Genomic DNA, 26986 nt, shown 5'->3' on the forward strand with positions numbered 1-26986 from the left:
GCGGTGCAGCCTACTTGGCGGGTTTGAAGGTGGCGGCGAAGGTGTCGAAGAAGTGCAGGTCCTTCTTCCATCGGCTGGCCAGGTTGTGCCAGTAGATGGAGTAGCCCATGCCGCCTTCGGTGACGAAGCCCCGGTTGCGGACCCGGGTCTCACCGGTGTTGGTGTTCCAGGTGAACTCCCAGTCCGCCGCCGCCACCATGTAGTCGACCTTCTTGATGTGGATCTTCTTGTAGCCGCCGAAGATGTTCTTGGCCGACTTCTCCTGCCGCTTCCAGTCGCCGACCGGGTCGTCGCCGGCCTTGTCGATCTGGTCGATCGCCACGAAGGCGTTGGATCCGGCGCCGGGTCCGCGGTAGAAGATCTGGCTGCCCTCGCGCTTGAACTCCTTCCAGCCCTTGGGCAGGGCCAGGGAGAAGCCCGACTTGTCCTTGTGCATCTTCCAGCCGTCGGGCAGCACGCCCTCCGCCTTGGACGCCTCCGGGGTGGGGGAGGGGTCGGCCTGCTCCGGCGGGCTCTTCTCCGGGCTGGAGGTCACCGCGGCGCTCTGCTGGGAGCGCCCCGGATCCTCTGTCTTGTCTCCCTTGTCCAGGGCCGAGTTCAGGCCGAGGTAGCCGCCGATCCCGGCGACCAGGATCACGGCCGCGCCGACCGCGAGGAGCGGGCCGTAACGGCGGCGGCCGCCCTCGCCTGAGGGATGGGTGAGCTCGGCCGCCGGGGCGGGCGGGACCAGGTCCCAGGAGTCCGGATCGTCGGCGTCGGCGGGCGCTTCGGCCGCGAGCGCCGCCCGCTGCCTGGCCGCTTCCCGCTCGCGCTCCCTGGCGGCCTCCCGCTCCCTCGCCCTTTCCCGCTCACGGGCCCGCTCGCGTTCCGCGGCCTTCTCGCGCTCGCGGGCTCGCGCCCGTTCGCGCTCCAGTTCCCGCTTGCGGATCTGCTCCCGTTCGCGTTCCGCGGCGGCGCGCTCGCGCTCGGCCGTGCGCGCCTGCTCCACGGCCGCGCTCTCCAGCGCGGAGGTGTCGATCCGCGTCGGCCGGGCGATCTTGGTCCCGGTCTCCGGTACGGCGGCCGCCACGGGCTTGAGGTTGGGGTCGGTGGGCATGTCGTCCACGGCCACCACGGCCTCGGAGTGCGACTGCATGACGATCCGGCGCAGCATGCGCGCCGTCTCCTCGTACGTCAGCCGCTGCACCGGCTCCTTGACCAGCAGTCCGTCGATGATGGGCTTGAGCGGCCCGGCGTTGTGCGAGGCGTCGGGCTCGTCGGTCAGCACCGCGTGCATGGTCGCCAGCGCCATGCCGCGCTCGTGCGGCGACTTGCCCTCCACCGCCGTGTAGAGGGTGGCGCCCAGCGACCACAGGTCCGACTCACGCCGTGCGGGCAGGCCCTTGAGCCGCTCCGGCGCGATGAACGCGGGCGTTCCGGCCAGGCCGGTCATGGTCAGCTGCGTCTCGGTCTCCAGCGTGGCGATGCCGAAGTCGGTCAGCACCACGCGGCCGTCGTCGGCCAGCAGCACGTTCTCGGGCTTGACGTCGCGATGCAGGACGCCCGCCTCGTGGGCCCGGTGCAGCGCGTCGAGGACGGCGACCCCGATCTCGGCCACGCGGGCGGGCTGCAGCGGCCCGTCCTGCTTGATCACCGCGCCGAGGGAGCGTGAGGGCACGAGCTGCATGACGATCCAGGGGCGGTCGTCCTCTTCGATCACGTCGTGCACGATGATCACGTTGGGATGCTCGAACCTGGCCGCCGCCCTGGCCTCGCGCATGGTACGCCGGTTGAGCAACTGGACCTCGTCGCCCAGGGCGGCCGCGTAACGGACCTCCTTGACCGCGACGGTGCGATCGAGCAGTTCGTCATGGGCCCGCCAGACGATCCCCATGCCGCCCCTGCCGATGGGCTCCTGCAGTTGGTAGCGGCCGGCGATGCGGCGACCACGCTGCGTACGATCCGACGTCAACGGCCTCAAACCCTCCTCTAGGCCAAGAAATACTCCCATAGCGGGGGATCAACGGCGACTCACGTAAGAGTCAGTCCGTTCTGCGGGTAGCAAGCTATGGCAGGTAGACGCCAGATGTAATCTTTTCGACATCATTTGTCGCCACGCGTTCACCGGACCGGCGGTCTACGGCATGGGCGGAGGACCCGCACGGTGGGCGCGCCGCCGCGCGGCGGTGATCTTCCAGCCGATCGCGATCCCGGCGGCGAGCAGCGGCAGCAGGAAGAACGCCACCCGCTGGTCGTCGTCGGCGAACGGCATGAGCAGCACCACCAGCGCCAGGAACGCCAGCGTCGCCCAGTTCGTGTACGGCGTGCCCGGCATCCTGAACGGCGAGACGTGCCCGCGCCGGCGCAGCCGGAGCTGGCAGTAGACCAGCGTCCCCCAGGTGGTGATCACGCCGAGCGAGGCCACCGCCGTGGCGATGTTGAACGCGCGCTCGGGCACGTAGTAGAACAACGCCACCCCGGCCAGGAAGACGGCGGCCGTCAGCAGGATGCCCCCGATGGGGACGTGCCGCCCGCTGAGCCGCGCGGCGAACGCGGGCGCCTCGCCCTTCGTCGCCATCGAGCGCAGGATACGGCCCGTGGAGTAGAGGCCGGAGTTGCACGACGACATGGCGGCGGTGATCACGATCAGGTTCATGGCGTCGGCCGCCCACGGCACGCCGAGGCTGGCGAAGAACGTGACGAACGGCGAGTTGTCGGCGCTGTAGGCGGTCCAGGGCAGCACCATCGCCAGCAGGATGACCGAGCCGACGTAGAAGACGGCGATGCGCCAGATGACGCCGTTGATGGCCTTGGGCATGACCTGGCGGGGGTTGGCGGTCTCCCCGGCGGTGATGCCGACCAGCTCGATGGAGGCGTACGCGAAGACCACGGCCTGCAGGCTCATCAGCACGACGCCGAAGCCGTTGGGGAAGAAACCGCCGTGCGCGACGAGGTTGGCCGGGGTGGCCGCGCCCACGGAGAACAGCACCGCGCAGAGTCCGACCACGAGGAAGGTGATGATCGCCAGCACCTTCAGCAGCGCGAACCAGAACTCCAGCTCGCCGAAGAGCCGCACCGACAGCAGGTTGACCACCAGCACCAGGCCCAGGGCGAGCAGCGCGGTGGCCCAGGTGGGGAAGTGGGGCGCCCAGCGGTGGACGTAGGTGGCGATCGCCGTCAGTTCGGCGATGCCGGTGAAGGCCCAGTTGATCCAGTACATCCAGCCGCTGGCGAAGGCGGCCCACGGGCCGACGAACTCGTCGGCGTAGTCGACGAACGAGCCGGACGTGGGCCGGTAGAGCACCAGTTCGCCCAATGCCCGCATGACGAAGAAGGCCGCCAGGCCGGCGGCGGCGTAGGACAGCACCAGCGCGGGCCCGGCCGCGGCCAGCCTGCCGCCCGCGCCCAGGAACAGGCCGACCCCGATCGCGCCGCCGATCGCGATCATCTGGACGTGCCGGTTGCCCAGCGCGTGGGTGTAGCCTTCGTCCGTCTGCACTGTGTGAGCCTTCCGTCGCACTCCGTCATGGCGACGATATCCACGCCGGTGGCCGCGGCCAGAGGGGCGCGCCGTCGTGCGGCTCCGGTGGCCGCCCCCGAACTGTCGGTGCGGACTACTAGAGTCGGAGCGCACGCCACGTCCGTCCGGGAGGCGCCGCTCCATGTCGTCCAGCGACTCGTTCGTCCATCTGCACGTGCACACCGAGTACTCCATGCTCGACGGGGCCGCGCGGCTCAAGCAGATGTTCGGACAGGTCGGGGAGCTGGGCATGCCCGCGATAGCCATCACCGATCACGGCAACATGCACGGCGCCTACGACTTCTACCGGCAGGCCACGGCGGCCGGCGTGAAGCCGATCATCGGCATCGAGGCCTACGTCGCCCCCGAGATGAGGCAGAACAAACGGCCCGTGCTGTGGGGCGAGCCCCACCAGAAGAGGGACGACGTCTCCGCGGGCGGCTACTACACCCACATGACGATCTGGGCGCGCGACAAGACCGGCCTGCACAACCTGATGCGGCTGTCCTCACGCGCCTACACCGAGGGCTTCCACCGCAAGTGGGCCCGTATGGACGCCGAGATCCTGGCCGAGCACGCCGGCGGCCTCATGGCCACGACCGGCTGCCCGTCCGGCGAGGTGCAGACCAGGCTCAGGCTCGGGCAGTACGACGAAGCCGTGAAGGCGGCGGCGAAGTTCCAGGAGATCTTCGGCAGGGAGCACTACTTCCTGGAGATCATGGACCACGGCCTGGAGATCGAGCGCCGCGTCCGCGACGGCCTCGCCAGGATCGGCCAGGAGCTGAACATCCCGCCGCTGGTGACCAACGACTCCCACTACACCTACGAGTCCGACGCCGCCTCCCACGACGCCCTGCTCTGCGTCCAGACCGGCAAGCAGCTGTCCGACCCCGACCGCTTCCGCTTCGACGGCTCCGGCTACTTCATCAAGTCCGCCGACGAGATGCGCGCGGTCGACTCCTCCGAGCTGTGGGCGGAGGGCTGCCGCAACACGCTGGTGGTGGCCGAGAAGGTCGACGCGAGCGGGTTCTTCGAGCACAAGAACCTCATGCCGACCTTCCCCGTCCCCGAGGGGATGACCGAGGAGCGATACTTCCGCCAGGAGGTCTGGAAGGGCCTGGAGCGCCGCTTCCCCGGCGGCGTCGATGAGGAGCACCGCTCCTGGGCCGAGAACGAGCTGGGCGTCATCGTCCAGATGGGCTTCCCGAGTTACTTCCTCGTGGTCGCCGACTTCATCATGTGGGCCAAGAACAACGGCATCCGCGTGGGGCCCGGCCGGGGCTCGGCCGCCGGATCCCTGGTCGCGTACGCCCTGGGCATCACCGACCTCGACCCGATCCCGCACGGCCTGATCTTCGAGCGCTTCCTCAACCCCGAGCGCGTCTCCATGCCCGACGTCGACATCGACTTCGACGAGCGCCGGCGCGCCGACGTGATCCGCTACGTGACCGAGAAATGGGGCGCCGACAAGGTCGCCATGATCGCCACGTTCGGCACCATCAAGGCGAAGGCCGCCATCAAGGACGCCGGCCGCGTCCTGGGCTACCCCTACGCGCTGGGCGACCGGGTCACCAAGGCCTTCCCGCCCGCCGTCATGGGCAAGGACATCCCGCTGTCGGGCATCTTCGACAAGGACCACCCGCGCTACCCGGAGGCCGGCGAGCTGCGCAGGCTCTACGACGAGGACGCCGACGTCAAGGCGACGATGGACCTCGGCAAGGGCCTGGAGGGGCTGATCCGGCAGACCGGCGTGCACGCCGCCGGCGTCATCATGTCGTCGGAGGTCCTGACCGACTACGTCCCGATCATGCGCCGCGACTCCGACGGCGTGATCATCACGCAGTTCGACTACCCGACCTGCGAGACGCTCGGCCTGCTGAAGATGGACTTCCTGGGCCTGCGCAACCTGACGATCATCGACGACTGCCTCAAGGCCATCGAGTCGGCGACCGGCGAGGCGATCGAGCTGCTCGACCTGCCGCTCGACGACGTCAGGACGTACGAGCTGCTGGCGCGCGGCGACACCCTCGGCATCTTCCAGCTCGACGGCGGCGGCATGCGCTCGCTGCTGCGCCTGATGCGCCCCGACAGCTTCGAGGACATCTCCGCCGCCCTCGCGCTCTACCGCCCCGGCCCGATGGGCGCCAACTCCCACACCAACTACGCGCTGCGCAAGAACGGCCAGCAGGAGATCACCCCGATCCACGAGGCGCTCGAAGAGCCCCTGCGCGACATCCTCGACACGACCCACGGCCTGATCGTCTATCAGGAGCAGGTCATGGCCATCGCGCAGAAGGTCGCCGGCTACTCGCTCGGCGGCGCCGACCTGCTGCGGCGCGCGATGGGCAAGAAGAAGAAGTCCGAGCTGGACAAGCAGTACGAGTTCTTCGACAAGGGCATGAAGGACAACGGCTACCCGGCCGCCGCCGTCAAGGCTCTGTGGGACATCCTGCTGCCCTTCTCCGACTACGCCTTCAACAAGGCCCACACCGCCGGCTACGGCCTGGTCTCCTACTGGACCGCCTACCTCAAGGCCAATTACCCGGCCGCGTACATGGCCGCCCTGCTCACCTCGGTCAAGGACGACAAGGACAAGTCGGCGCTCTACCTCAACGAGTGCCGCCGCATGGGCATCAAGGTCTTCCCGCCGGACGTCAACGACTCCGACTTCGACTTCACCCCGCGCGGCACCGACATCCGCTTCGGCCTGTCGGCCATCCGCAACGTCGGGGGCAACGTCGTCGACGGCATCATCGGCGCGCGCAGGCAGAAGGGGCGCTTCGCCGACTTCAAGGAGTTCCTGCGCAAGGTCCCGGCGGTCGTCTGCAACAAGCGCGTCATCGAGTCGCTGATCAAGGCGGGCTCCTTCGACTCGCTCGGCCACGTCCGCAAGGGCCTGGTCATGGTGCACGAGCAGGCCGTCGACGCGATCATCGACATCAAGAAGAACGAGGCCATCGGCCAGGACTCCCTGTTCGGCGCCATCGAGGGCGGCGAGGACCAGACCTTCGACGTGCAGATCCCGGTGGGGGAGTGGGACAAGAACACGCTGCTGCAGTTCGAGCGGGAGATGCTGGGCCTGTACGTCTCCGACCACCCGCTGTTCGGCGTCGAGCACGTCCTGGCCTCCGGCGCCGACTGCTCGATCGCGGCCCTGCAGGACGACGGCCGAGCCGACGGCCAGGTCGTCACCGTCGGCGGCATCCTGTCGGGCGTGCAGCGCAAGGTCACCAAGAAGGGCGACACCTGGGTCCTCACCCAGCTGGAGGACCTCGAAGGCGCCATCGAGGTCATGATCTTCCCGTCGGCGTACCTGCTGTGCTCGACGATCCTGGCCGAGGACGCGATCGTCTTCGTCAAGGGCCGCATCGACAAGCGCGAGGACGTCGCGAAGATCGTCGCGATGGAGGTGACCGCGCCCGACCTGACCCGGGAGGCGGGCGGGCCGCTGACGGTCAGCCTGCCGCTCGGCCGCTGCACGCCGCCGGTCGTCGCCCGCTTGAAGGAGATCCTGATCGCCCACCCCGGCACCTCCGAGGTGCGCCTCCAGGTGCATCACGGGCCGAAGACGACGGTCCTGCGGGTCGAGGACCGGTTGCGGGTCACGCCGTCGCCGTCTCTGGTGGGCGATCTCAGGGAGTTGCTCGGTCCGGCGTGCATCGGAGGTTAAGAAACCTTCCTAACTAACTTGACACGCTCGTTGCCGCTTGCCACGATCACCGGTAAGCGGCTCGGCGCGGCCCCGCCAGGGGTGACGCGCTCAGCGAGGAAACCACCCGCTGTCCCGGCTGCTCAACGGATCATGCCCAGATCTCGCCCCCCAGGAGATTCGCCATGTCCAGAGCACGCTGGTCTCTGCTCTCCGTCCTCGTCCTGATGGCCGGGTTGTTAACCCCGGCCACCGCCACCGCCACTACCGCCTCCGCCGTCGTCGAGACCCTGCTGTCGCAGGGCAAGCCCGCCTCGTCCTCCTCCAAGGAGGGCACCTCCTACAGTTCGGGCAAGGCCGTCGACGGCAACTTCACCTCCACCCGCTGGGCCTCCCTGGAAGGCAGCGATCCCCAGTGGATCCGCGTCGACCTGGGCAGCGTCCAGCAGATCTCGCGGGTCAAGCTGTTCTGGGAGGTCGCCTACGGCAAGGCGTACCAGATCCAGGTCTCGCCCGACGCCGCCACCTGGAGCACCGTCTACTCCACGACCTCGGGCGACGGCGGTCTCGACGACCTGACCCTCACCGCCTCCGGCCGCTATGTGCGCATGTACGGCACCGCCCGCGGCACCTCCTACGGCTACTCGCTGTGGGAGATGCAGGTGTTCGGCGGCACCCCCGACCCCGGCGGCCCCTCCTTCACCGTCGCCGCCGCCGGCGACATCGCCGAGCAGTGCACCTCCGGCTCCTCCTGCATCCACCCCAAGACCGCAGCCCTGGTCGAGTCCATGAACCCCGAGTTCGTGCTCACCATGGGCGACAACCAGTACGACGACGCGCTGCTGTCGGACTTCCGGAACTACTACGACAAGACGTGGGGCCGGTTCAAGTCCAAGACGCGCCCCTCGCCGGGCAACCACGAGACCTACGACCCGGCGGGCCCGCTGGCCGGCTACAAGTCGTACTTCGGGTCCATCGCCTATCCGCAGGGCAAGCCGTACTACAGCTTCGACCGCGGCGAATGGCACTTCATCTCCCTCGACTCCAACTCCTTCGACAGCCAGACCCAGCTCGACTGGCTCAGCGCGGACCTGGCCGCCAACACCAAGCGGTGCGTGGCCGCCTACTGGCACCACCCGTTGTTCAGCTCCGGTTCGCACGGCAACGACCCGGTCAGCCGTCCGGTCTGGCAGCGCCTGTACGCCGCCGGCGCCGAACTCGTCCTCAACGGGCACGACCACCACTACGAGCGATTCGGGCCCCAGAGCCCGACCGCGCAGGCCGACCCCAACGGCATCGTCGAGATCCTCGGCGGGATGGGCGGGGCCTCGCCGTACAACATCGAGAACGTCCAGCCGAACAGCCAGAAGCGGCTCACCAACACCTTCGGCGTCCTGAAGCTGAACTTCACCGACACCACGTTCGCCTGGCAGCTCATCGGCGTCGACGGTTCGGTCAAGGACACCAGCCCGACCTACACCTGCCACTAGATGTACGTGTCGATCCGCGGCACCATGCTCACCCGCGCCGTGCCCGCCAACGTGGTGGCGCTCGGCGCGGTGAGCCTGGTGACCGACATCTCCTCAGAAATGATCACAGCGGTGCTTCCGCTGTACCTCGTGGGGACGCTCGGGCTCAGCCTCGTGCAGTTCGGCGTCCTCGACGGCCTCTACTTCGGCATCACCGCCGCCGTACGCCTGGCCGGCGGCCACGCCGCCGACCGCTGGCGGCGCCGCAAACTGGTGGCGGGCGTGGGCTACGCCCTGTCCGCCGCCGCCAAGGTGGGACTGCTCGCGGCCGGCGCCTCCGTGGCGGCGCTGGGCGCGGCCATCGCCGCCGACCGCACCGGCAAAGGCCTGCGCACCGCGCCCCGGGACGCGCTGATCACGTTGAGCGCGCCGCCGGAGGGGCTCGGCTCCGCCTTCGGCGTCCACCGCGCGATGGACACCGCCGGCGCCTTCCTCGGACCGCTGGCCGCCTTCGGCGTGCTGGCGGCGACCGGCGGCGCCCACGACGCCGTGTTCGTGACCAGCTTCTGCGTCGCGATGCTCGGGGTCGTCCTGCTCGCCGCCCTGGTCCGCGACCGCCGCGGCCCCCTGGCCCCCCGGCCGTCGCTGCGGGCGGCGGTACTGCGCGACCGCGCGTTCCTGCGGGTCTGCGCGGCCGCGTGCCTGCTCGGGCTGGTCACCGTGAGCGACGCGTTCGTCTACCTCATGCTGCAGCGGCGGCTGGGATTCGCCCCAGAACTCTTCCCCCTGCTGCCGTTGGGGACGGCCGGGGTCTATCTGCTGCTGGCCGTCCCGTTCGGCCGCCTTTCCGACCGGTACGGCAGGGCCGTCGTCTTCCTGGGCGGGCACCTGGCGTTGCTGGGGGCGTACCTGGTGCTGATGGGGCCGGGCTGGCTCGTGCCCATCCTGGTGCTGCACGGGGCGTTCTACGCGGCGACGGACGGGGTGCTGATGGCCCTGGCCGGCCCGATGCTCCCGGAAACCCTGCGAACCAGCGGCCTCGCCGTACTCCAGACGGGGCAGGCGGCGGCCCGAATGGTCTCCTCGATCGGGTTCGGCGTGTTGTGGACCGGGTTGGGCGCGGGACAAGGCCTGCTGGTGATGGCAGCCGGACTCGTCATATCGATCATCATCGCCTGGAGAGTCCTATGACCCCCAACCACCCCACACCCCCCACCCCCACCCCCACCCCACCCACCCCAGCCCCCACCCCACCCACCCCAGCCCCCACCCCACCCACCCCAGCCCCCACCCCACCCACCCCAGCCCCCACCCCACCCACCCCAGCCCCCACCGCATCCGTCCCCGCCTCCCCCACCCCCACTTCTCCCGCCTTCGCACCTCCTGCCTCCGGGGCGATCACTCCCACCCCATCCGCTTCCGCACCTCCCGCCTCCGGGTCCCGCGCCTCTGCCCCCTCGGCCCCCACCCCTCCCGCCTCCACGCCTTCTGCCTCCGCCCCATCCGCCTCCAGCTCTCCCGACCTCACCTCTTTGGCCTCCGCCACAGATGCCTCCGCCACCCTCGACCGCTCCACCCCCGGCCGGGCCACGGCCTCTGGCCCGATAGCGACCTCTAGCCCCACCCCTGGCCCGACCACCACCCCTGGCCAGGCAACGACCCCTGGCCTGGCAACCAGTCCTGGCCCGACCGCCACCCCTGGCCAGGCGACCACCCCTGGCCCGGCAGCCACCCTCGGCTCGACTACCACCGACGGCTCGGCGTCCACCGATGGCCTGGTGACCACCTCGGGCCCGGTGAGCACCTCAAGCCCGGCAGGCTCCGGCGGACCGGTGGTTGCGCGGGGAGAGGGTGGGGCTGCTGAGGCAGGGTTTGATGGGCAGGTGGGAGCGGACGCCTACCTGGTGGTTGGTAGGGGGGAGGTGGCTACCGACCAGGTGGTAGGGGGTTCTGGGGGGAAGGGTGGGGTCCGGCGGGTGGCGGCGGTTGTTCTGGCGGTCGTGGTGCTGGCCGGGGTGGCTGTGGGGTATGCGAGCTGGGCGGCGGCGAAGAAGGAGGGGCCGGCGGCCTCGGCCGTGGATCCGGGGAGGGCTGGGCAGCTGGTGGTCCGGAGTTCGGGGCGGGTCGCGGCGGTGCCGATCGGGGATCCCGCGGCGGCGCCGGCCGTGAGCGCCACCAAGTGCGACCGGAACTACACGGCTGCCGGGACGACCATCTGCCTGGTCACTCGCCCCGGTGCGCCTCCCACCACGGACGCGATCATTCTTGACCGTTCGATGCGTGAGGTCCGCAAGGTACGGCTGGCCGGAATCCCCAGCCGGGCCAGGATCTCGGCCAGCGGGCGGATGGCGTCGTGGACGATGTTCGTGACCGGTGACTCCTACAACAGCGGCGGCTTCTCCACCTGGAGCGGCATCCTGGACATCAAGACCGGCTACGTGGTCACCAACATCGAGGAGATCCCGCTACGCATCGACGGCCGGCGCTATTACTCCGCCGACGTCAACTACTGGGGCATCACCTTCGCCGCCGACGACTCCCGCTTCTACGCCACGCTGTCGACGAAGGGCAAGACGTACCTGGTGGAGGGCGACTTCACGAACTGGCGCGCACGTACGCTCCGCGAGAACGCCGAATGCCCCTCCCTCTCCCCGGACGGCTCCACCCTGGTCTACAAGAAACGCGTCAAACCCGGCCCGTGGCGCCTGCACGCCCTCCACCTCGCCACCGGCCGCGAAACGCCACTGGCCGAGACCGCCTCCATCGACGACCAGGCGGCGTGGCTGGACGAGCGCACCGTGATGTACGCCAAGGGCAAGGACATCTGGTCCGTCCCCGCCGACGGCACCGGCACCCCCCACCTCCTCACCCCCAACGCCTCCTCCCCCTCCGCCATCCACTAACCACCCCGCCCCTCGGCCCCTCCCGGCCTCTCCGGCCCCCCGTTCTCGCCTCCGCCTCAGGCCGGCCCACCCCGCGTCCGCGTCTCCGGCTCACCCTCGCGTCCCGCCGCGCCATCCCGCGCCGCCCATGGGAGCCCCTTTCGTGTTGTGCGGTGTGCCTCCGGTAGCCGTGAGGTTCTGTCGTGCTGCGCCTGCTCGCGCGTGCCGTCGTGCTGTGGACGGCGAATGTCTCGGAGCGCGCCTCGGGCAGGTTGCGGTCCGTCGGCGATGGTGGCTGCGTTGCGCTGGGCCGCGTGGCGATGATGCGCGGGTCGCGGTTGCGCCGTGCGTGAGTCATGGGTGCGGCGCCATGGGCCGCGGTCGGTTGGCGGCGGGCCGGGCGCGGGGTGGGGGCGCGGCGTCAAGCTGAGCGGCGGGGCGGCCGCGGACCCGAGGCGCGGATGGCCGCTAACGCGGGCCAAGGCATGGGTGGGGTGTGTGCCGGGGCGGGGTGCGCGTGGGCGGGGGTTCTTACAGGTGGGCGCGTAAAGCGGTGGTTAACGTAATTTCCGTACGTATACCGATATCGATACGGATATCCCGTCAAGCTGTCCAGTCTTAGTGTCAAGCCGCCACACCCCCCATCCTCCACGCCGGCCCGCCCACACCGGCGGGCCAGCGTGGACGGACCCCTGAAAGGACTGGCGAGTGAGACGCAGATCCGTCCTCGCGGCAGTCGCCGGGCTGGCCGTCACGGCCGCCATGGTGATCAATCCGGCCGCCGCAGCGGCGCCCCCCGGCGTCAACCCCCAAAAGAGCCTGACCGCCTCAGACCCGAAGAGCCTCGCCGCCACCGCGGCCGATCGGGCCGTTGCCAGCGGGCTGGACGAATTACGCAAGGGCCCTGATGAGACGTACTGGCGCCGGGCGGTCACGCCTGGCGCCAGTGGCATGTTCTACGTGTCCTACGACCGCACCTACAAGGGCCTGCCGGTGGTCGGCGGCGACGCCGTCGTCGTGACCGACTCGCAGGGCCGGGTGCGTGACACCACCGCGGCCTCCGGCGCGGCGCCGGCCGATCTCGCGGTTCAGCCCGTGGTCAGCGCCGAGCGCGCGGCCCGGGTGTCGAAGAGCCGCCTGTCGCGGGTGGACGTCACCGGTACGCCCCGCCTGGTCGTGCTGGCCTGGGGCGAGCGGCCGACGCTGGCCTGGGAGACCGTGGTGGAGGGCGTCGCCGCCCGTAAGCCGAGCAAGCAGCACGTCTTCGTGGACGCCCGCACCGGCAAGGTGGCCGACCACTACGACGAGGTCAAGGCCGGCACCGGCAACGGCTACTACTACCCGAACGTGACCATCGACACGAGCCAGTCCGCCGGCACGTACCGGATGGTCGACACCACTCGTCCCGGCATCCAGTGCGGCGGTCAGAACGGCCAGCCGTACACCGGACCGGACGACGTCTGGGGCAACGGCTCCGGAACGAACCTGGAGACCGCCTGCGTGGACGCCCTCTACGGCGCCCAGCGCGAGTGGGACATGCTGCGTGACTGGCTCGGCCGCAACGGCATCGACGGCGCCGGCCGCGGCTTCCCGGCCCGTGTCGGCCTGGCCGACGTCAACGCGTACTGGAACGGCAGCTACACCAACTTCGGCCGCTCCCAGGACAACCAGCGCCAGGTCACTCCGATCGACGTGGTCGGCCACGAGTACGGCCACGCCATCTTCCAGACCACGCCCGGCGGCGCCGGTTCCGGCAACGAGAACGGCGGCATCAACGAGGGCACCGGCGACATCTTCGGCGCTCTGACCGAGCACTACGCCAACCACCCGAACGACCCGCCGGACTACGAGGTGGGCGAAGAGGTGAACCTGGTGGGCGACGGCCCGATCAGGTACATGTTCGACCCGTCGCGCGTCGGCGACCCGAACTGCTGGTCGACCGCGATCCCGAACACCGAGGTGCACGCGGCGGCCGGTCCGCTGAACCACTGGTTCTACCTGCTGGCCGAGGGCAGCGCGCCCGGCGGCGGCAAGCCGAACAGCCCGATCTGCTCCGGCGGACCGAGCTCGGTGACCGGCATCGGCATCCAGAAGGCCGGCAAGATCTTCATGGGCGCCCTGGCCCGCAAGACCTCGTCCTGGCGTTACGCCGGCGTCCGTTCGGCCTCGCTGGCCGCGGTGGTCGAGCTGTACGGCGCCAGCAGCGTCGAGTGCGCCACGACGAAGGCGGCGTGGAACGCGGTGAGCGTGCCGGTGCAGAGCGGTGAGCCCACCTGCCAGCAGCCCGGCCAGGACTTCTCCATCTCCACCAACCCGGCGACGGGGACGGTCCAGCCGGGTCAGACGGCCACGACGACGGTCGGCACCCAGACCACGTCGGGCGCCGCGCAGACGGTCAACCTGACCGCCTCCGGCGTGCCGGCCGGCGCCAGCGCCTCGTTCAACCCGGCGTCGGTGACCAGCGGAGGCAACAGCACGCTGACGATCACGACCAGCGCGTCGACGCCGCAGGGCGCCCACACCATCACGGTGACGGGCACCGGCCAGACCGCCACGCACACGGCCACCTACCGGCTGACCGTGGGCACCCCGACGGTGGACCCGCCGGACATCAGCCTGACGAACGTCAAGGCGCACCTCTCGCAGTTCCAGACGATCGCCACCAACAACGGCGGCAACCGCAGGTCGACCGGCGCCGGCTACACCGCCTCGGTCTCCTACGTGGAGCAGAAGCTCCAGGCGGCCGGCTTCGAGGTACGCCGCGTGGCGTGCGGTTCGACCTGTACCTCCGGGGCGGGCCCGAACCTGATCGCCGACTGGCCGGGCGGCGACGCCAACCAGGTCATCATGGCCGGCGCGCACCTCGACGGTGTCTCGGCGGGACCGGGCATCAACGACAACGCCTCCGGCTCGTCGGCGCTGCTCGAGGTCGCCCTGACGCTGGCGGCGACGCGTCCGAACATGCTCAAGCACGTCAGGTTCGGCTGGTGGAGCGACGAGGAGCAGGGTCTCAACGGCTCCGAGGGCTACGTGGCCACGCTGAACCAGACCGAGCGGACCAAGATCCAGGTCTACCACAACTACGACATGGTGGGCTCGCCCAACGGCGGCTACTTCATCAACAACATCAACACCACCGCCGCCCAGCACCTGAAGGCGTTCTACGACCGGCTGAACCTGCAGCCGGAGGAGAACACCGAGGGCGCCAACCGCTCCGACGACGCCTCCTTCCGCAACGCGGGCATCGCGACGTCGGGTGTGGCGGCGGGCGCCAGCTACACCAAGACCCAGGCGCAGGCGGCCAAGTGGGGCGGCACGGCCGGACAGGCCTATGACCGCTGCTACCACGCCGCGTGCGACACTTCCGCCAACATCAACGACACGGTCCTCGACCGCGCCTCCGACGCGTCGGCCTGGGCCATCTGGAAGCTCGCGGTAGGCACCGACAACCCGAACCCGCGCGACTTCTCGATCGCGGCCAACCCGTCGTCCGGCACCGTTCTGGCCGGCAACTCGGCGACGACCACGATCAACACGCAGACGACGGCCGGCACCGCGCAGACGGTCAACCTGACCGCCTCCGGCCTGCCCGCCGGCGCCAACGCCACCTTCAACCCCGCCTCGGTCACCTCCGGCGCCAGCTCCACGCTGACGATCACCACCAGCACGTCGACCCCGACGGGCAACCACACGGTGACGATCACCGGCGCCGGTGAGACCGCGACCCGCACCACGGCGTTCACGCTGAACGTGACGGGCGACACGGGCGGCCGCACGTTCCGCAACGACACCGACTACCAGATCCGTGACTTCACCTACATCCAGAGCCCGATCACCTCGACGGCGACGGGCACGGCGCAGTCCCCGGTGACGGTCACGGCCACCAGCACCCACACCTGCCTGGAGGACCTGGACATCTGGCTGCGTGGCCCCAACGGCACGTGGCGTCAGATCAGGGCCGCCGGCGGCACGTCCTGCTCGGCCTTCGGCACCCGGACCTGGTCCGTGCCGGTGACCCAGCAGGCGAGCGGTCAGTGGGTGCTCTACATCGAGGACGTCTACGCCCAGGACCAGGGCGTTCTCGACTGGTGGAGCATCAAGGTCTGATCACCCGGGTCCCGGCCGCTCGGCGGCCGGGACCCCTTCAGCCGCGAGCGCGGACACGACCTCCGTCCGCGAGCGCACTCCGAGTTTGCGCAGGAGGGTCGCCACGTGAGTCTCGACCGTCCTGCGCGACAGGAACAGCACCTCCGCGATCTCCTTGTTGGTACGGCCCAGCGCCACCAGCCTGGCCACCTCCCGCTCCCGCGGCGACAGGACGCCGTCGCTCTTGCGCCGCACGGTCGGGATGGCGACGCCGCACTCGCGCAGCGCGTGCCGGCAGCGGGCGGCGTCCCGGGTGGCCCCCAGGGCGGCGAAGCGTTCCGCGGCCTCGGCCAGCGCGGTGGCGGCGGCCGTACGGTCGCCCAGGGCGAGGTTGGAACCCGCTTCGGCCTCTCCGGCGCGTGCGGCGGCGTAGGGCTGCGGCATGGCGGCGTAGCCGGCGCGGGCCAGCGCGAACCTGGCGGCGGCGGCCTCGTGCCGGCCGGCGGCGGCTTCGAGCGTGCCGCGGGCCAGGTCGAGCGCGGCGGCGCTGGAGGGCGCGTGCCTGCCCACGACTCCTTCGGCGAAGCCCGCGGCCAGGTCCGCGGCCTCCTCGGCCATCCCGCCGCGCAGCAGGGCGTTGACCGCGGGGACCAGCAACTGGTCACCCCAGACCCACAGGCCCTTGCCGCGCAGCCGTTCCACCGCGCGCACCGCCTCCACCACGGCCGGGGCCTCCTCGCCGCGGGCCAGGTGCAGCTCGATGAGGCCGCCGCTGGCGGCCAGCGCGAGCGGCAGGTAGCCGGCGTGCGGTTCGTCGAGGCCGGCGGCGTGCAGGTGGGCGGCGGCCTCGGACCACTCGCCCGAGGCGAGCGCGAGGCGGCCGATGACGAAGTGGGCGTCCAGGGTCGCGACCGGGGTCTCCTCGAACTGCTCGATCGCGGTCACCGCCCTGGCGCCCAGGCCCTCCCAGCGTCCGGTCAGCCAGGCCAGGCGCAGGTCCACCCCTTCAGCCAGATTGGCGTGGAAGAAGGCGCCGGTCTCCTGGGCGAGCATGCGGCCGCGGCGGCCGAGGTCGTCGGCCTCGCCGTACAGGCCGAGGGTGGCGGCCAGGTCGTAGAGGTTGCAGTAGGCGCGGGCGACCTGCCTGCGCACGGCGGCCGAGGGGTCGGAGGCCGGCAGGCGGGCGATGAGCTTACTCGCATCGGGGGTGCCCATCGCCATGGCCAGCGCCGCCCTGTTGCCGAGCACGGCCGCGCTCACCTCGGGGTCGTCGGTGGTCGCGACCAGTTCCTCGGCGCGGACCATCCACTTCTCGTGCACGGCCAGGGGTTCGGTGCCCCACCAGGGCATGGCCAGCCCGGCCAGGCCCCTGGCCGCCAGCGCGGGGCGGTCGTCCAGTTCCTCCACGGCGGTCAGGATCACCGGCGGCCCGGTGACCATGTCGCCCATCTGGGCGAACAGGATGAGGCCGAGGGCCAGCCTGGCCTGGCCGCGCAGGTCGCGGGAGAGCGTGTTGTCCGTGAGCACCTGCTTGAGCAGCCGGGTCACGCGGGGCACCGACAGCCCGGCCACGGCCAGGCGGCCCATGGTCAGCACCAGCGCGACGCGTTCCGAGCCGGGCAGTCCCGGGTCGGCGACCATCTCCTCAAGGAGCTGGATCGCCAGCGCCACGTCACCGAGGGCGGCGGCCCGCTCGGCGGCGGCGGTGCCGTAGCGCAGCCAGGCGCGGGTGTCTCCGGACCTGCGGGCGTGGAAGGTGAGCTGGACGAGCGAGGGCGGGTCCTCGCCGGACAGGGCCCGCACCGCGCGCTCGTGGGCCATCCTGCGGTCGGGGCCGGGGATGGTGTCGTAGACGGCCTCCTGGGCGAGGGCGTGGCGGAAGCCGTACCGGTTGCCGGGGTATTCGTGCAGGACGCCGAGGGCGAGCGCCTCCAGGAGGCCGCCCCCGTCGCCGGCGACGGCGGCGAGCTGCGGCTCGCCCGAGGGCAGGCGGAGGACGGCGGCCGCCCGGACGGTGCCGAGCGCGGCGGGGGAGAGCCTGGCCAGCTGCTCGGTCATGGACTCGCGCAGCAGCAACGGCACTCCGGCGTGTTCCAGGGCCTCGGGGCTGCGGTCGTCGCCGAGCGAGCGCACGACCTCCTCGACCAGGAAGGGGATGCCCGAGGTGCGTTCGTGCAGGCGGGAGGCGAAGGCGGAGGGCAGGTCGTCGCGGCCCAGCAGGCCCGCGGCCAGCGTGCCGACGTCGCGCGCGTCGAGCGGGCCGAGCGGGATGACGACGGTGGTGGCCTCGGGGGCGTGGCGGTAGGCGGAGCCGAGCGGCAGCCCGGCGGCGGGCAGGTCGCGCCTGCGGTAGGTCATGACCAGCGACAGTCCGTCCGGCGGCCGGCGGCGCAGGAAGCGCAGCAGATCCTGGGTGCCGTCGTCGGCCCAGTGCAGGTCCTCGACGACCAGGACGGTCGGCCCGGCGGCGTCCAGCAGGCCGTGCACGGCGCGGAAGAGGCGGTGGCGCTCGGCGTCCGGGTCGGTGAGGGGCGCCGGCGCCACGGGTAACACGTCGCTCAGCTCGGGCAGATGGCCGCGCAGCGCACCGGTGACGGGATTGAGCTTGTCCGGGTACGGCAGGCGGCCCATCAGGTCGCGTAACGCCTCGAAGACCGGCCCGTAGGGGAACGGCTCGCGCAGCTGATGGCAGTGCCCGAGCAGCAGGCTGCGCCCGGACGCACGGGCGTGGACGGCCGCCGCGTGCACCAGCGTGGTCTTGCCGATGCCCGGCTCACCCTCCACCAACGCCACGGACGGGGGAGCCGTCATCGCCTCGCGCAGCGAGTGAAGTGCGGCGTCCCGTCCGACTAAACCTGGCCAATCGCGCATGAATGACTCCGAACGGCTAGGTGAATCCTCCCGGACGTTATCCACCGCAGACACGTGGTTCAATCCCGGAACATAACTCCCGGGTTGCGATGCGATGTCAAGTGCCTCCTTCAGCGGTGGCGGCGCTTCCAGCGCACCTTGTGCGGCTTGCGGTGGTTGCCGCCGCCGCGGTTCCAGCGCACCCGCTGGTGGCGGGCCTTGCGGTCGCGGCCCGCCTTGCGCTCGGCTGCCTGGGCCTCCTTCAGGCCCGGAGTGAATCCACCGCCGAAGCGTGACATATCCGGATAGACGAAGCCATGGCTTCGCACGTCCCGCAACGCCGACTCCATCGACCGCACCCAGATCGGGCCCGGCAGCGAGGCGCCCTGGACCGAGCCGTAGTACTCATCGCCGATCTGGACGCCGCGCAGCGGGTAGCGGTAGGAGCCCCGGATGTCGCCGACGCTGACCGCCGCCGCCAGGTCCGGGGTGTAGCCGGCGAACCACGCCGAGGTGTAGCCGTTGTTGGTGCCGGTCTTGCCGGCGGCCGGGCGGCCGATGCTCTGGCCCTTCATCGTGCCCTTGCTGAACACCCCGCTGAGCACGTGGTTGACCGCGTCGGCCACGCGCCGGTCGAGCGCCTGCTCGCAGGAGGGTGGCACCGCGGTCCTGCCGATGTCGCCGCCGGAGATCTCCAGGATGGCCTGCGGCTCGCAGTAGCGGCCCCTGGCGCCGAAGGCGGCGAACGAGGCCGCCACCGTCACCGGGTCCATCTCGTTGACGCCGAGCGTGAACGTCGGCACCTCGCGCAGCGCCGTCCCGTCGGCGCGGCTGACGCCGAGCGCCTGCGCGGTCTTGACCACGTTGCAGAGGCCGACCTTCTCCTCCAGCATCATGTAGAAGATGTTGACCGACTGCCAGGTGCCGGTCTCCAGGCTGTGCGGGCCGCCCTTGCCCTCGCCGCTGGCGTTGTAGACGCGGGCGCCACGGTCGTTGACCGCGTTGCCCCGGCAGTCGCGGTAGCCGCTCGCGGGCACCAGCGCGCCGGGCGTCTGGAAGCCCTGGCCGAAGCGCCAGCCCTGCTGCAGGGCGGTGGCCAGCGTGAACGCCTTGAACGTCGAGCCCGCCTGGAAACCCTGCCCGCCGCCGTGCATGACGTCGGCGGCCAGGTTGAAGGTGGTGTTCGGGCCGTTCTTGCGGTTGCCCGGGTTGTTGCCGAAGCGCTTGCTGGCCGCCATCGCCCTGATGCGGCCGTTGCCGGGCTCGACCATGGCCTCGGCGGCCACCTCGGTGTCCTCCGGCCGTACCTGCGCGGAGATGGCGCGCTCGGCGGCGCGCTGCGCCTTCGGGTCGAGCGCGGTGCGGATCGTCAGCCCGCCGCGGGCCATGCGCCGCTGCCGCTCGGCGGGCGTGTTGCCGAAGACCGGGCTGGAAAGCAGTTCCCGCTGCACGTACACGCAGTAGAACGGATAGGCGCTCTGGGCGCAGCCGCCCGGCTGCGGCGCCAGCTTGATGCCGAGCCTGGTGCCTTTGGCCGCGGCGGCCTGCGGCCCGGTCACCAGCCCGAGCGCGGCCATGCGGTCCAGGACGAGGTCGCGCCGCGCCTTCAGCCGCGCCTGCTGCCTGCGTCCGAGCGAGGGGTCGTTGGCGTACGGCGAGCGCACCGCCCCGGCCAGTGTGGCGGCCTGGGTGAGCGTCAGCTTGGCCGAGGAGGTGGAGAAGAAGCGCCGGGCGGCGGCCTCGACGCCGTAGGCGCCGGCGCCGAAGTAGGCGATGTTGAGGTAGCGCTCCAGGATCTCGTCCTTGCGGTACTTCTCCTCCAGCGCCAGCGCGTACCGCAGCTCGGTGATCTTCCTGGCCATGCTGGGCGCCCGTGCCCGGTCGCGCTCGACCTCGCTCTGCGCGTTCTCCACCAGGATGTTCTTCACGAGCTGCTGGGTGAGTGAGGAGCCGCCCTGCCGGATGCCGCCCGCCTGGCTGTTGGTGATCAGGGCCCGGATCGTGCCCTTGACGTCGAGGCCGCCGTGCTCGTAGAAGCGGGCGTCCTCGATGGCCACGATGGCCTGGCGCATGACCGGCGCGACCCCGGCCAGCGGCACCTCGGTCCTGTTGGCGGTGTAGAACTGCGCGAAGACCTCACCGTGCCGGTCGAGGAGCCGCGTCACCTGGGAGAGCGGCTCTTCGCGGGGGGCGGGTGGCAGGTCGGTGAAGGTCGCGGCGAGGTTCTTGGCCGTGAGCCCCGCGCCGCTGACGGCGGGCACGGCCAAGGCGGCCGTGAGCACCCCCCCGAGAGCCCCCACCACCCCGAGAGCGCCGACGGATTTGAGGACAGTCACGAAGGATGATGTACGACCTGGTGATCAGCGGCAAACGCCCGCTTCCAACTCTTTACCGGCGCCTTTGGATGTTCAATCCGAGCATCTTGAACTGCTCGAAAGGCCGGTGATATCCGCGTTCGATGTGGTGCACCCCGCGCAGCGTGGACTGCCCGTCGGCCACCGCCGCCGCCAGCACCGCGGAGAAGCCGGCGCGGATGTCGGGCAGCCGCACGTCGGCGCCCTTGAGCTGCGACACGCCCCGCACGACCGCCGAGTGCTTGGCGTTGGTGTCGTGGTAGCGGCAGGCCGGTCCGCCCAGGCACTGGTCGAACACCTCGATCTCGCAGCCCATCTCCTGCAGCGCGGGCACGTAGACCAGACGGTTCTCGAAGACGGTCTCGTGGAGCACCGACATGCCCTGGCTCTGCGTGAACAGCACCATGAGCGGCGTCTGCCAGTCGGTCATGAACCCCGGGTGGGTGTCGGTCTGCACCGCCGCCGAGCGCAGGCCCTCGGGCGGCGCGGTCGCGCACAGGTACTCGTCGTTGATCTGGAACTGGGCGCCCATCCTGGCCAGCGTGGTGATCGCGGTGACCAGGCGGTCCTGCGGGCAGCCGTGCACGCGTACCTCGCCGCCGGTCACCAGCCCGGCCGCCAGGTAGGAGAAGGCCTCGATGCGGTCGCCGGCCAGCCACGTCTGGGCGCCGTGCAGGCGCTCGACGCCCTCGATGACGATCCTGCGGTCGGGCGAGAGCTCGATCCTGGCGCCCATCCGCTGCAGGAACAGCGCCAGCTCCACGACCTCCGGCTCCATGGCCGCGTTCTTCAGCACGGTCTTGCCCTCGGCCAGCACCGCCGACATCAGCACCGTCTCGGTGGCGCCGACGCTCGGGTAGGGCAGCACGAGGCGGGTGCCGTTGAGCCGCTTGGCCTTGGCGTAGACGCCGCCCTCCTGGATGTCGACCTCGGCGCCCATCTGGCGCAGCGCGTCGACGTGGAAGTCGATGGGCCGCCGGCCGATCGGGTCGCCGCCGACCAGCGGCACGAACGCCTCGCCTGCCAGGTGCAGCAGCGGGCCCAGCATCAGGATGGGGATGCGGTTGAGCCCGGTGTACTCCTCCGGCACCCTCGGCCGGATCTCCGGCCCCTGCTCGATGCGGATCTCGCCGTCGTCGATCTCCACGTTGATGCCGAGGGCGCGCAGCATGGCGGCGGTGATGCCGACCTCGCCGACCTCGGGCGCGTTGCCGATCGTGCTCTCCCCGGTGCCCAGCATGGCGGCCACCATGTGCTTGGAGACGCCGTTCTTGGATCCCCTGACGACGACGTCCCCCCGCAGCGGTCCGGAGGGATCGATCAGCCAGACCTCTTCATCGCTCATCCGGACATTGTCCCGCGTTACCGGACGCGCTGGTGCGATGTCCGCCTCGGCGTGTTCGGGTAGGTACCGGGATACCATCGAGCGGTTCGGGCATAGTTGCGAGGGAGAGTGGCGTGGTACGGCATGTGCGGTCTTTCGCGGTGACCGTGCTCGTCATGGCGGTCCTGGGGGTTCTGGCCGGTCTGGCCTGGTCGTACGCGGCTCCGCGCGCGGCGATGGCGGTCACCGAGAAGGGCCCCATCCTGGCCGACCCGTCCACGCAGGCGCTCATCGCCGCCGACGGGTGGTTCGCGGCGATCACCGGCGGACTCGGCCTGCTGTGCGGGGCCGCGGCGTGGTTCCGCAACCGGCGCGAGCAGTTGCCCGTGCTCGCCGGGCTCTGCGCCGGCGGCGTGCTGGCCTCCTTTCTCACGCTCTGGGTCGGCTCCGCCGTCACCATCGGCGTGGTCACCGTGGAGGCGGCGGCGCCCGGCCTGAAGGTGGTGCCGGGGTCGCTGGAACTCACCGCGCGCGGGGTGCTCGTGGCCTGGCCGCTGCTGGCCGTGGCGCTGTTCGGCCTGCTCGAAGGCATGCACGGCTACCGCGACTCGGCGTTGCGCAAGCCGTACGGGATCTAGGGGGCCTAGAGGGCGGGGCGGCGGGAGCCGTACCCGGTGGCCTGCTCGAAGGCGCGCGCCACGCGCAGGACGCGCGCGTCGGCGAAGGGGCGGCCGACGATCTGCACGCCGACCGGCAGCCCGTCCGGCGTGAAGCCCGCCGGGACGCTGGCGGCGGGCGCGTGCAGGACGCTGATCCAGTACGCCGAGCGCATCCACGACAGGTAGTCGGGCAGCTGGATCCCGTTGATCTCGCTGACGTGCGGGTCCTCGACCGGGAAGGGCGGCACCTGGCTGACCGGGGCCAGCAGGACGTCGTACCGGTCCCAGAAAGCGGTCATCCGGTGGTAGAGGCCGGTGCGCAGGCGTTCGGCGCGGGCCAGGTCGGCGCCGGTGAGCAGGCGGCCCTGCTCGGCGTTCCAGCGGGTGTTGGGGCCGAGGATGTCCAGGTCGGGGAAGGCCAGCGCGTAGTACCAGGCCCGGTAGACGCGGAAGGCGTCGTCGGCGTCGGACAGGTCGAGGTCGACCCGCTCGACGCGGGCGCCGAGTTCTTCCAGGACGCGCGGCGCGTTCGCGGTGACCTCGGCGGTGCGCGGGTCGACGGGCAGCCCGCCCAGGTCGGGGCTCCAGGCGACCCGCATGTGTTCCACGGACTCGATGGGATCGGTGCGGAAGGGCTCGGTGACGGCGAACGGCGAGCCCGGGTGGAACCCGGAGACGACCTGCAGCATCAGCACGAGATCGTCGACGGTCCTGGCCATGGGGCCGGGGACGGCGAGGGTGTACCAGGCCGCCCTGTCGGAGATCGCCGGCACCCGGCCGGGCGTCGGCCGCAGCCCCACCACGTTGCAGAACGAGGCCGGATTGCGCAGCGAACCGCCCATGTCCGAGCCGTCGGCCAGCGGGATCATCCCGGCGGCCAGCGCCGCGGCCGCGCCCCCGCTGGAGCCGCCCGCCGACCTGGTCAGGTCGTAGGGGTTGCGGGTGGCGCCGAACACCTCGTTGACGGTGTGGGAGCCGGTGCCGTACTCGGGCGTGTTGGTCTTGCCGATCGTGATCGCTCCGGCCGCCTTGAGCCGCTGCACGATCAGGTCGTCCTTCTCCGGCACGTGGTCGGCGAAGGCGGGCGAGCCGTACGTGGTGCGTAGGCCCGCGGTGTCCACGAGGTCCTTGTGCGCGACGGGCAGCCCGTGCAGCGGCCCGGCGGGCGCGACGGAGTCCAGCGCCCGCGCGGTGTCCATGGCCTGCTCGGCGGCGAGCGTCACGATCGCGTTGACGCGGGGATTGACCTGTTCGATGCGGTCGAGGTGGGCCTGGAGCAGCTCCACGGCGCCGATGTCGCGGGCGCGCAGCAGCCGGGACATCTCGGTGGCCGTCAGATAGTGCAGATCCGTCACAGGGCGATCCTACGAATCCTCCCCCGGCGGGAGGCGCACCCGCCCGCCCGCTGGCATCGTCGGACCATGGTCAAGGCGCCCTTGAAACCCCGCCTCGTCGCGCTGGGCCTCGACTACCTCGTCATCCTGGGCTGGCTCGCCGTGCTGAGCAGGTTGTTCGGCGCGTCCCTGCTCGCCGACGACCTGCTCATCACCGGCCTGACCCGTCGTGCCGGTCCGGCTCTACCTGAGCGTGGGCGAGGCGCCGGCCGGGCAGGCCACTCTCGGCAAGCGGCGCGCCGGCCTGGTCGTGACCACCGCGGGCGGCGGGCGGCCGCGCCACCCTGCACGACCTGGCCGCCGGTACGCGCGTGGTCAGCCGGTCTTAGCGATCGGGGCCGTCGTGGCCCGCGTCAGCCCGACGAGGTTGCCCGGCGCCGTCTCGATCTGCAGCCCGCGCCGCCCGGCCGAAAAGTAGATCGTCGCGAAGCCGAGCGCCGACTCGTCCACCACGGTCGGCAACCGCCTGCGCTGCCCGAGCGGGCTGATGCCGCCCACCACGTAGCCGGTGACCCGCTCGACCTTCGCCGCGTCGGCCATGGCCGCCCGCTTGCTCTTGAGCGCCGCCGCGAACGCCTTCAGGTCCAGCTTGCCCGCCACCGGCACCACCGCCACCGCCAGCCCGCTCTCCACCTCGGCCACGAGCGTCTTGAAGATCTGCTCGTACGGCAGGCCGAGCGCGTCGGCCGCCTCCTCACCATAGGCCTGCGCGTTCGCGTCGTGCTCGTACGGATGGAGGGTGAAGTCCGCCCCCGCCGTGGCCAGCGCCACGGTGGCCGGAGTGCCCTGACCGCCGCCTTTGCTCTTCTTGCTCACAGCACTTCATCGTACTCAGGATCTACAATGTAAAGGCGTCAGGGACGGAACGCGCGACCAGGAGTGTGGCCGAAAGCGTGCCGGAAGGCGTCGATGAACGCGCTGGCCGACGACCAGCCGCACCGGTGGGCCACGGTGGTGACCTGGAGGCCCTCCGCCAGCAGGATCAGGGCGTGGTGCAGCCGCGCCTGGGTGCGCCACTGCGGGAAGGTCATGCCGAGTTCCGCGCGGCAGAGCCTGGCCAGCGTGCGGTCGCTGGTGCCCGCCGCCCCGGCCAGCTCCGGCAGCGTACGGTCGCCGGCCGGATCGGCGCGGACCGTCGCGCAGACCGCGGCCAGGCGGGGGTCGCGCGGCGCGGGCAGGTGCACCGGGTGCTCGGGGGCGGGGGAGCGGCGCAGCCGGTCGAGCAGGACGGCGCGCAGCAGCGGGTCCCCCGGCTCCTCGGAGCAGGCCACGATCAGCTCGCGCAGCAGCGGCGTCACGGCCAGGACGGCGGGTCGCTCCAGGCCCAGCGGGTTCTCGGTGAAGCCGATCAGGCGCAGGTCGGTACGTCCGTAGGCACGGTGCTCGTGGACGGTGCCCGCCGGGATCCACAGCGCCCTGTTGCCCGGCGCCACCCAGGTGCCCGCGCCGGTGCTGATGGAGATGACGCCCTCGTAGGGGTAGGCGATCTGGTGGTCGTCGTGCCGGTGCGCGTCGATCTCGCCGCCGCCGGGCAGGGGACGGGTCCCGGTGGGCGCCTCAGGCATGTGCCGCACCATCCGGTCGCCGCCTCCTTCCGGCTGTTTGGCGATTTTCCGGCATATGTTGGCACTTTATCGGAAGCGCGCCACTTGGCCCGGCGGCGACGATCGAGGGGTGCGGATCAACAGGATGGGCGTGCTGGCCGCCGGCCACGCCAGTGTCGACTTCTACCAGGGCGTCGTCCCGGCCATGGTGCCGTTCCTGGTGGCCGAGCGGCACTACGGCTACGTGGCCGCCTCTGGGATCGTGCTGGCCGCCACCCTCCTGTCGTCGGTCGTGCAGCCCGTGTTCGGCGCCATCGCCGACCGGTGGCGGCTGGGCTGGCTGATCCCGGTGAGCATGCTGGTGACCGGGCTCGGGGCGGGGCTGGCCGGCCCGGCCGGTTCGTACCCGCTGACGTGGCTGGCGATCGCCCTGTCCGGGCTGGGCGTGGCGGCCTACCATCCCGAGTCGGCGCGGCTGGCCAGAGCGGCCAGCCAGGGCAGCCATGTGGCGATGAGCTGGTTCTCGCTGGGCGGCAACCTCGGGTTCGCGGTGGCGCCGCTGCTGGTCACGCCGTTGCTGGCCTGGGGCGGGCTGGCCGCCTCGCCCCTATTGGTGGTGCCGGCGGTGCTGGGATGCCTGGTCACGGTGGTGGCCATGCGGTCGGTCGGGCGGGGTGGCGGCGGGAGCCGTACCCGGGAGGGGGCGCGCGACGACTGGGCGGCCTTCGTGCGGCTGGCGCTGGTCATGGGGCTGCGGTCGGTGGGCTATATCGGGCTGAGCACGTTCGTGGCGCTGTACGTGGGCGGGGGAGCGGCGGGCGCGGTCGCCCTGTTCGTGCAGTTCGCCGGTGGTGCGGCGGGGACGATCCTGGGCGGACGCCTGGCCACCCGCCATGGGCGCGTGCGGACGCTGCGGCTCGCCTACGCGGCCGCGGTGCCCGCCGTGGCCGGGGTGGTGCTGGTGCCGGGCCCGGCCGTGTTCCTGTTCGTGGCGGCGACGGGCCTCGCCCTTTACGTCCCGTTCTCACTGCACGTCACGCTCGGGCAGGACTACCTGCCCCGCCACGCCGGTACGGCCAGCGGCGTCACCCTCGGCCTGGCGGTCAGCGTGGGCGGCGTCGCCAGCCCGCTGATCGGCGCCCTGGCCGAGGCCACCTCGTTGCGTCTGGCGCTGGCCACGCTCATCGCGATGCCGTTGCTGGCCTGGTTCCTGTCCCGCCCGCTGAAGGAACCGGCGATCGCCCTGCCGTGAGGCGTTTCGTGACCATGGCCGACG

The 26986-nt window shown here is 71.3% G+C and carries 16 protein-coding genes; 8 read left to right on the forward strand and 8 right to left on the reverse strand.

The window, feature by feature from the left end:
* Nucleotides 1–10: 10 nt before the first annotated feature.
* Both ACIBHY_RS02830 and ACIBHY_RS02835 read right to left on the reverse strand, forming a co-directional pair.
* A complete protein-coding gene (locus tag ACIBHY_RS02830) occupies nucleotides 11–1951 on the reverse strand; it encodes a serine/threonine-protein kinase (RefSeq protein ID WP_397305748.1) in 1941 nt (646 codons plus the stop codon).
* A 165-nt stretch (nucleotides 1952–2116) separates the two neighbouring features.
* Complete coding sequence (locus ACIBHY_RS02835) at nucleotides 2117–3478, reverse strand: amino acid permease (protein WP_397246214.1); 1362 nt, start codon at nucleotides 3476–3478, stop codon at nucleotides 2117–2119.
* A 163-nt stretch (nucleotides 3479–3641) separates the two neighbouring features.
* On the opposite strand from ACIBHY_RS02835, the gene dnaE reads away from it, so the two are divergent.
* The 6 genes from dnaE to ACIBHY_RS02865 all read left to right on the forward strand — a co-directional run bounded on the left by dnaE (nucleotide 3642) and on the right by ACIBHY_RS02865 (nucleotide 15606).
* Nucleotides 3642–7169 (forward strand): DNA polymerase III subunit alpha, encoded by a 3528-nt coding sequence (gene dnaE, locus ACIBHY_RS02840; RefSeq protein ID WP_397305749.1) that lies wholly within the window; start codon nucleotides 3642–3644, stop codon nucleotides 7167–7169.
* A 164-nt stretch (nucleotides 7170–7333) separates the two neighbouring features.
* Nucleotides 7334–8638: a discoidin domain-containing protein gene (locus ACIBHY_RS02845; RefSeq protein WP_397246218.1), complete on the forward strand. Its 1305-nt coding sequence runs from the start codon at nucleotides 7334–7336 to the stop codon at nucleotides 8636–8638.
* Entirely contained in the window at nucleotides 8639–9808 is a 1170-nt protein-coding gene (locus ACIBHY_RS02850; RefSeq protein ID WP_397305750.1) for an MFS transporter, read from the forward strand.
* 785 nt (nucleotides 9809–10593) lie between these two features.
* Complete coding sequence (locus ACIBHY_RS02855; protein WP_397305751.1) at nucleotides 10594–11520, forward strand: TolB family protein; 927 nt, start codon at nucleotides 10594–10596, stop codon at nucleotides 11518–11520.
* Nucleotides 11521–11702: 182 nt separating this feature from the next.
* Nucleotides 11703–11852, forward strand: a complete 150-nt coding sequence (locus tag ACIBHY_RS02860) for a hypothetical protein (protein ID WP_397305752.1) — start codon at nucleotides 11703–11705, stop codon at nucleotides 11850–11852.
* Between the two features lie 355 nt (nucleotides 11853–12207).
* On the forward strand, nucleotides 12208–15606 hold the full coding sequence (locus ACIBHY_RS02865) for a M28 family peptidase (RefSeq protein WP_397246229.1): 3399 nt from the start codon (nucleotides 12208–12210) through the stop codon (nucleotides 15604–15606).
* On the opposite strand, the gene ACIBHY_RS02870 is transcribed toward ACIBHY_RS02865, so the two are convergent.
* From ACIBHY_RS02870 to murA, 3 genes are all read right to left on the reverse strand, one after another.
* Nucleotides 15607–18456, reverse strand: a complete 2850-nt coding sequence (locus tag ACIBHY_RS02870) for an ATP-binding protein (protein ID WP_397305753.1) — start codon at nucleotides 18454–18456, stop codon at nucleotides 15607–15609. It abuts the gene before it with no gap.
* A 110-nt stretch (nucleotides 18457–18566) separates the two neighbouring features.
* Nucleotides 18567–20771, reverse strand: coding sequence for a transglycosylase domain-containing protein (locus ACIBHY_RS02875; protein ID WP_397246233.1), 2205 nt, complete (start codon nucleotides 20769–20771; stop codon nucleotides 18567–18569).
* A gap of 52 nt (nucleotides 20772–20823) precedes the next feature.
* Nucleotides 20824–22134, reverse strand: coding sequence for a UDP-N-acetylglucosamine 1-carboxyvinyltransferase (gene murA, locus ACIBHY_RS02880; protein WP_184960780.1), 1311 nt, complete (start codon nucleotides 22132–22134; stop codon nucleotides 20824–20826).
* Between the two features lie 113 nt (nucleotides 22135–22247).
* Here murA and ACIBHY_RS02885 point away from each other — a divergent pair, with 113 nt between their 5' ends.
* Nucleotides 22248–22751, forward strand: coding sequence for a hypothetical protein (locus tag ACIBHY_RS02885; RefSeq protein ID WP_397246236.1), 504 nt, complete (start codon nucleotides 22248–22250; stop codon nucleotides 22749–22751).
* Between the two features lie 5 nt (nucleotides 22752–22756).
* Here the strand turns inward: ACIBHY_RS02885 and ACIBHY_RS02890 are convergent, their stop codons facing one another.
* The 3 genes from ACIBHY_RS02890 to ACIBHY_RS02900 form a co-directional block, all read right to left on the reverse strand.
* Nucleotides 22757–24127, reverse strand: coding sequence for an amidase (locus ACIBHY_RS02890; protein WP_397305754.1), 1371 nt, complete (start codon nucleotides 24125–24127; stop codon nucleotides 22757–22759).
* Between the two features lie 354 nt (nucleotides 24128–24481).
* A complete protein-coding gene (gene ybaK, locus ACIBHY_RS02895; protein WP_397305756.1) occupies nucleotides 24482–24982 on the reverse strand; it encodes a Cys-tRNA(Pro) deacylase in 501 nt (166 codons plus the stop codon).
* A gap of 38 nt (nucleotides 24983–25020) precedes the next feature.
* Nucleotides 25021–25731, reverse strand: a complete 711-nt coding sequence (locus ACIBHY_RS02900; RefSeq protein ID WP_397246247.1) for an AraC family transcriptional regulator — start codon at nucleotides 25729–25731, stop codon at nucleotides 25021–25023.
* Between the two features lie 109 nt (nucleotides 25732–25840).
* On the opposite strand from ACIBHY_RS02900, the gene ACIBHY_RS02905 reads away from it, so the two are divergent.
* Nucleotides 25841–26962, forward strand: coding sequence for an MFS transporter (locus ACIBHY_RS02905; protein ID WP_397246250.1), 1122 nt, complete (start codon nucleotides 25841–25843; stop codon nucleotides 26960–26962).
* The last annotated feature ends 24 nt before the right edge of the window (nucleotides 26963–26986 follow it).

It is taken from the genome of Nonomuraea sp. NPDC050547 (genome assembly GCF_044457345.1).
Lineage (GTDB): Bacteria > Actinomycetota > Actinomycetes > Streptosporangiales > Streptosporangiaceae > Nonomuraea.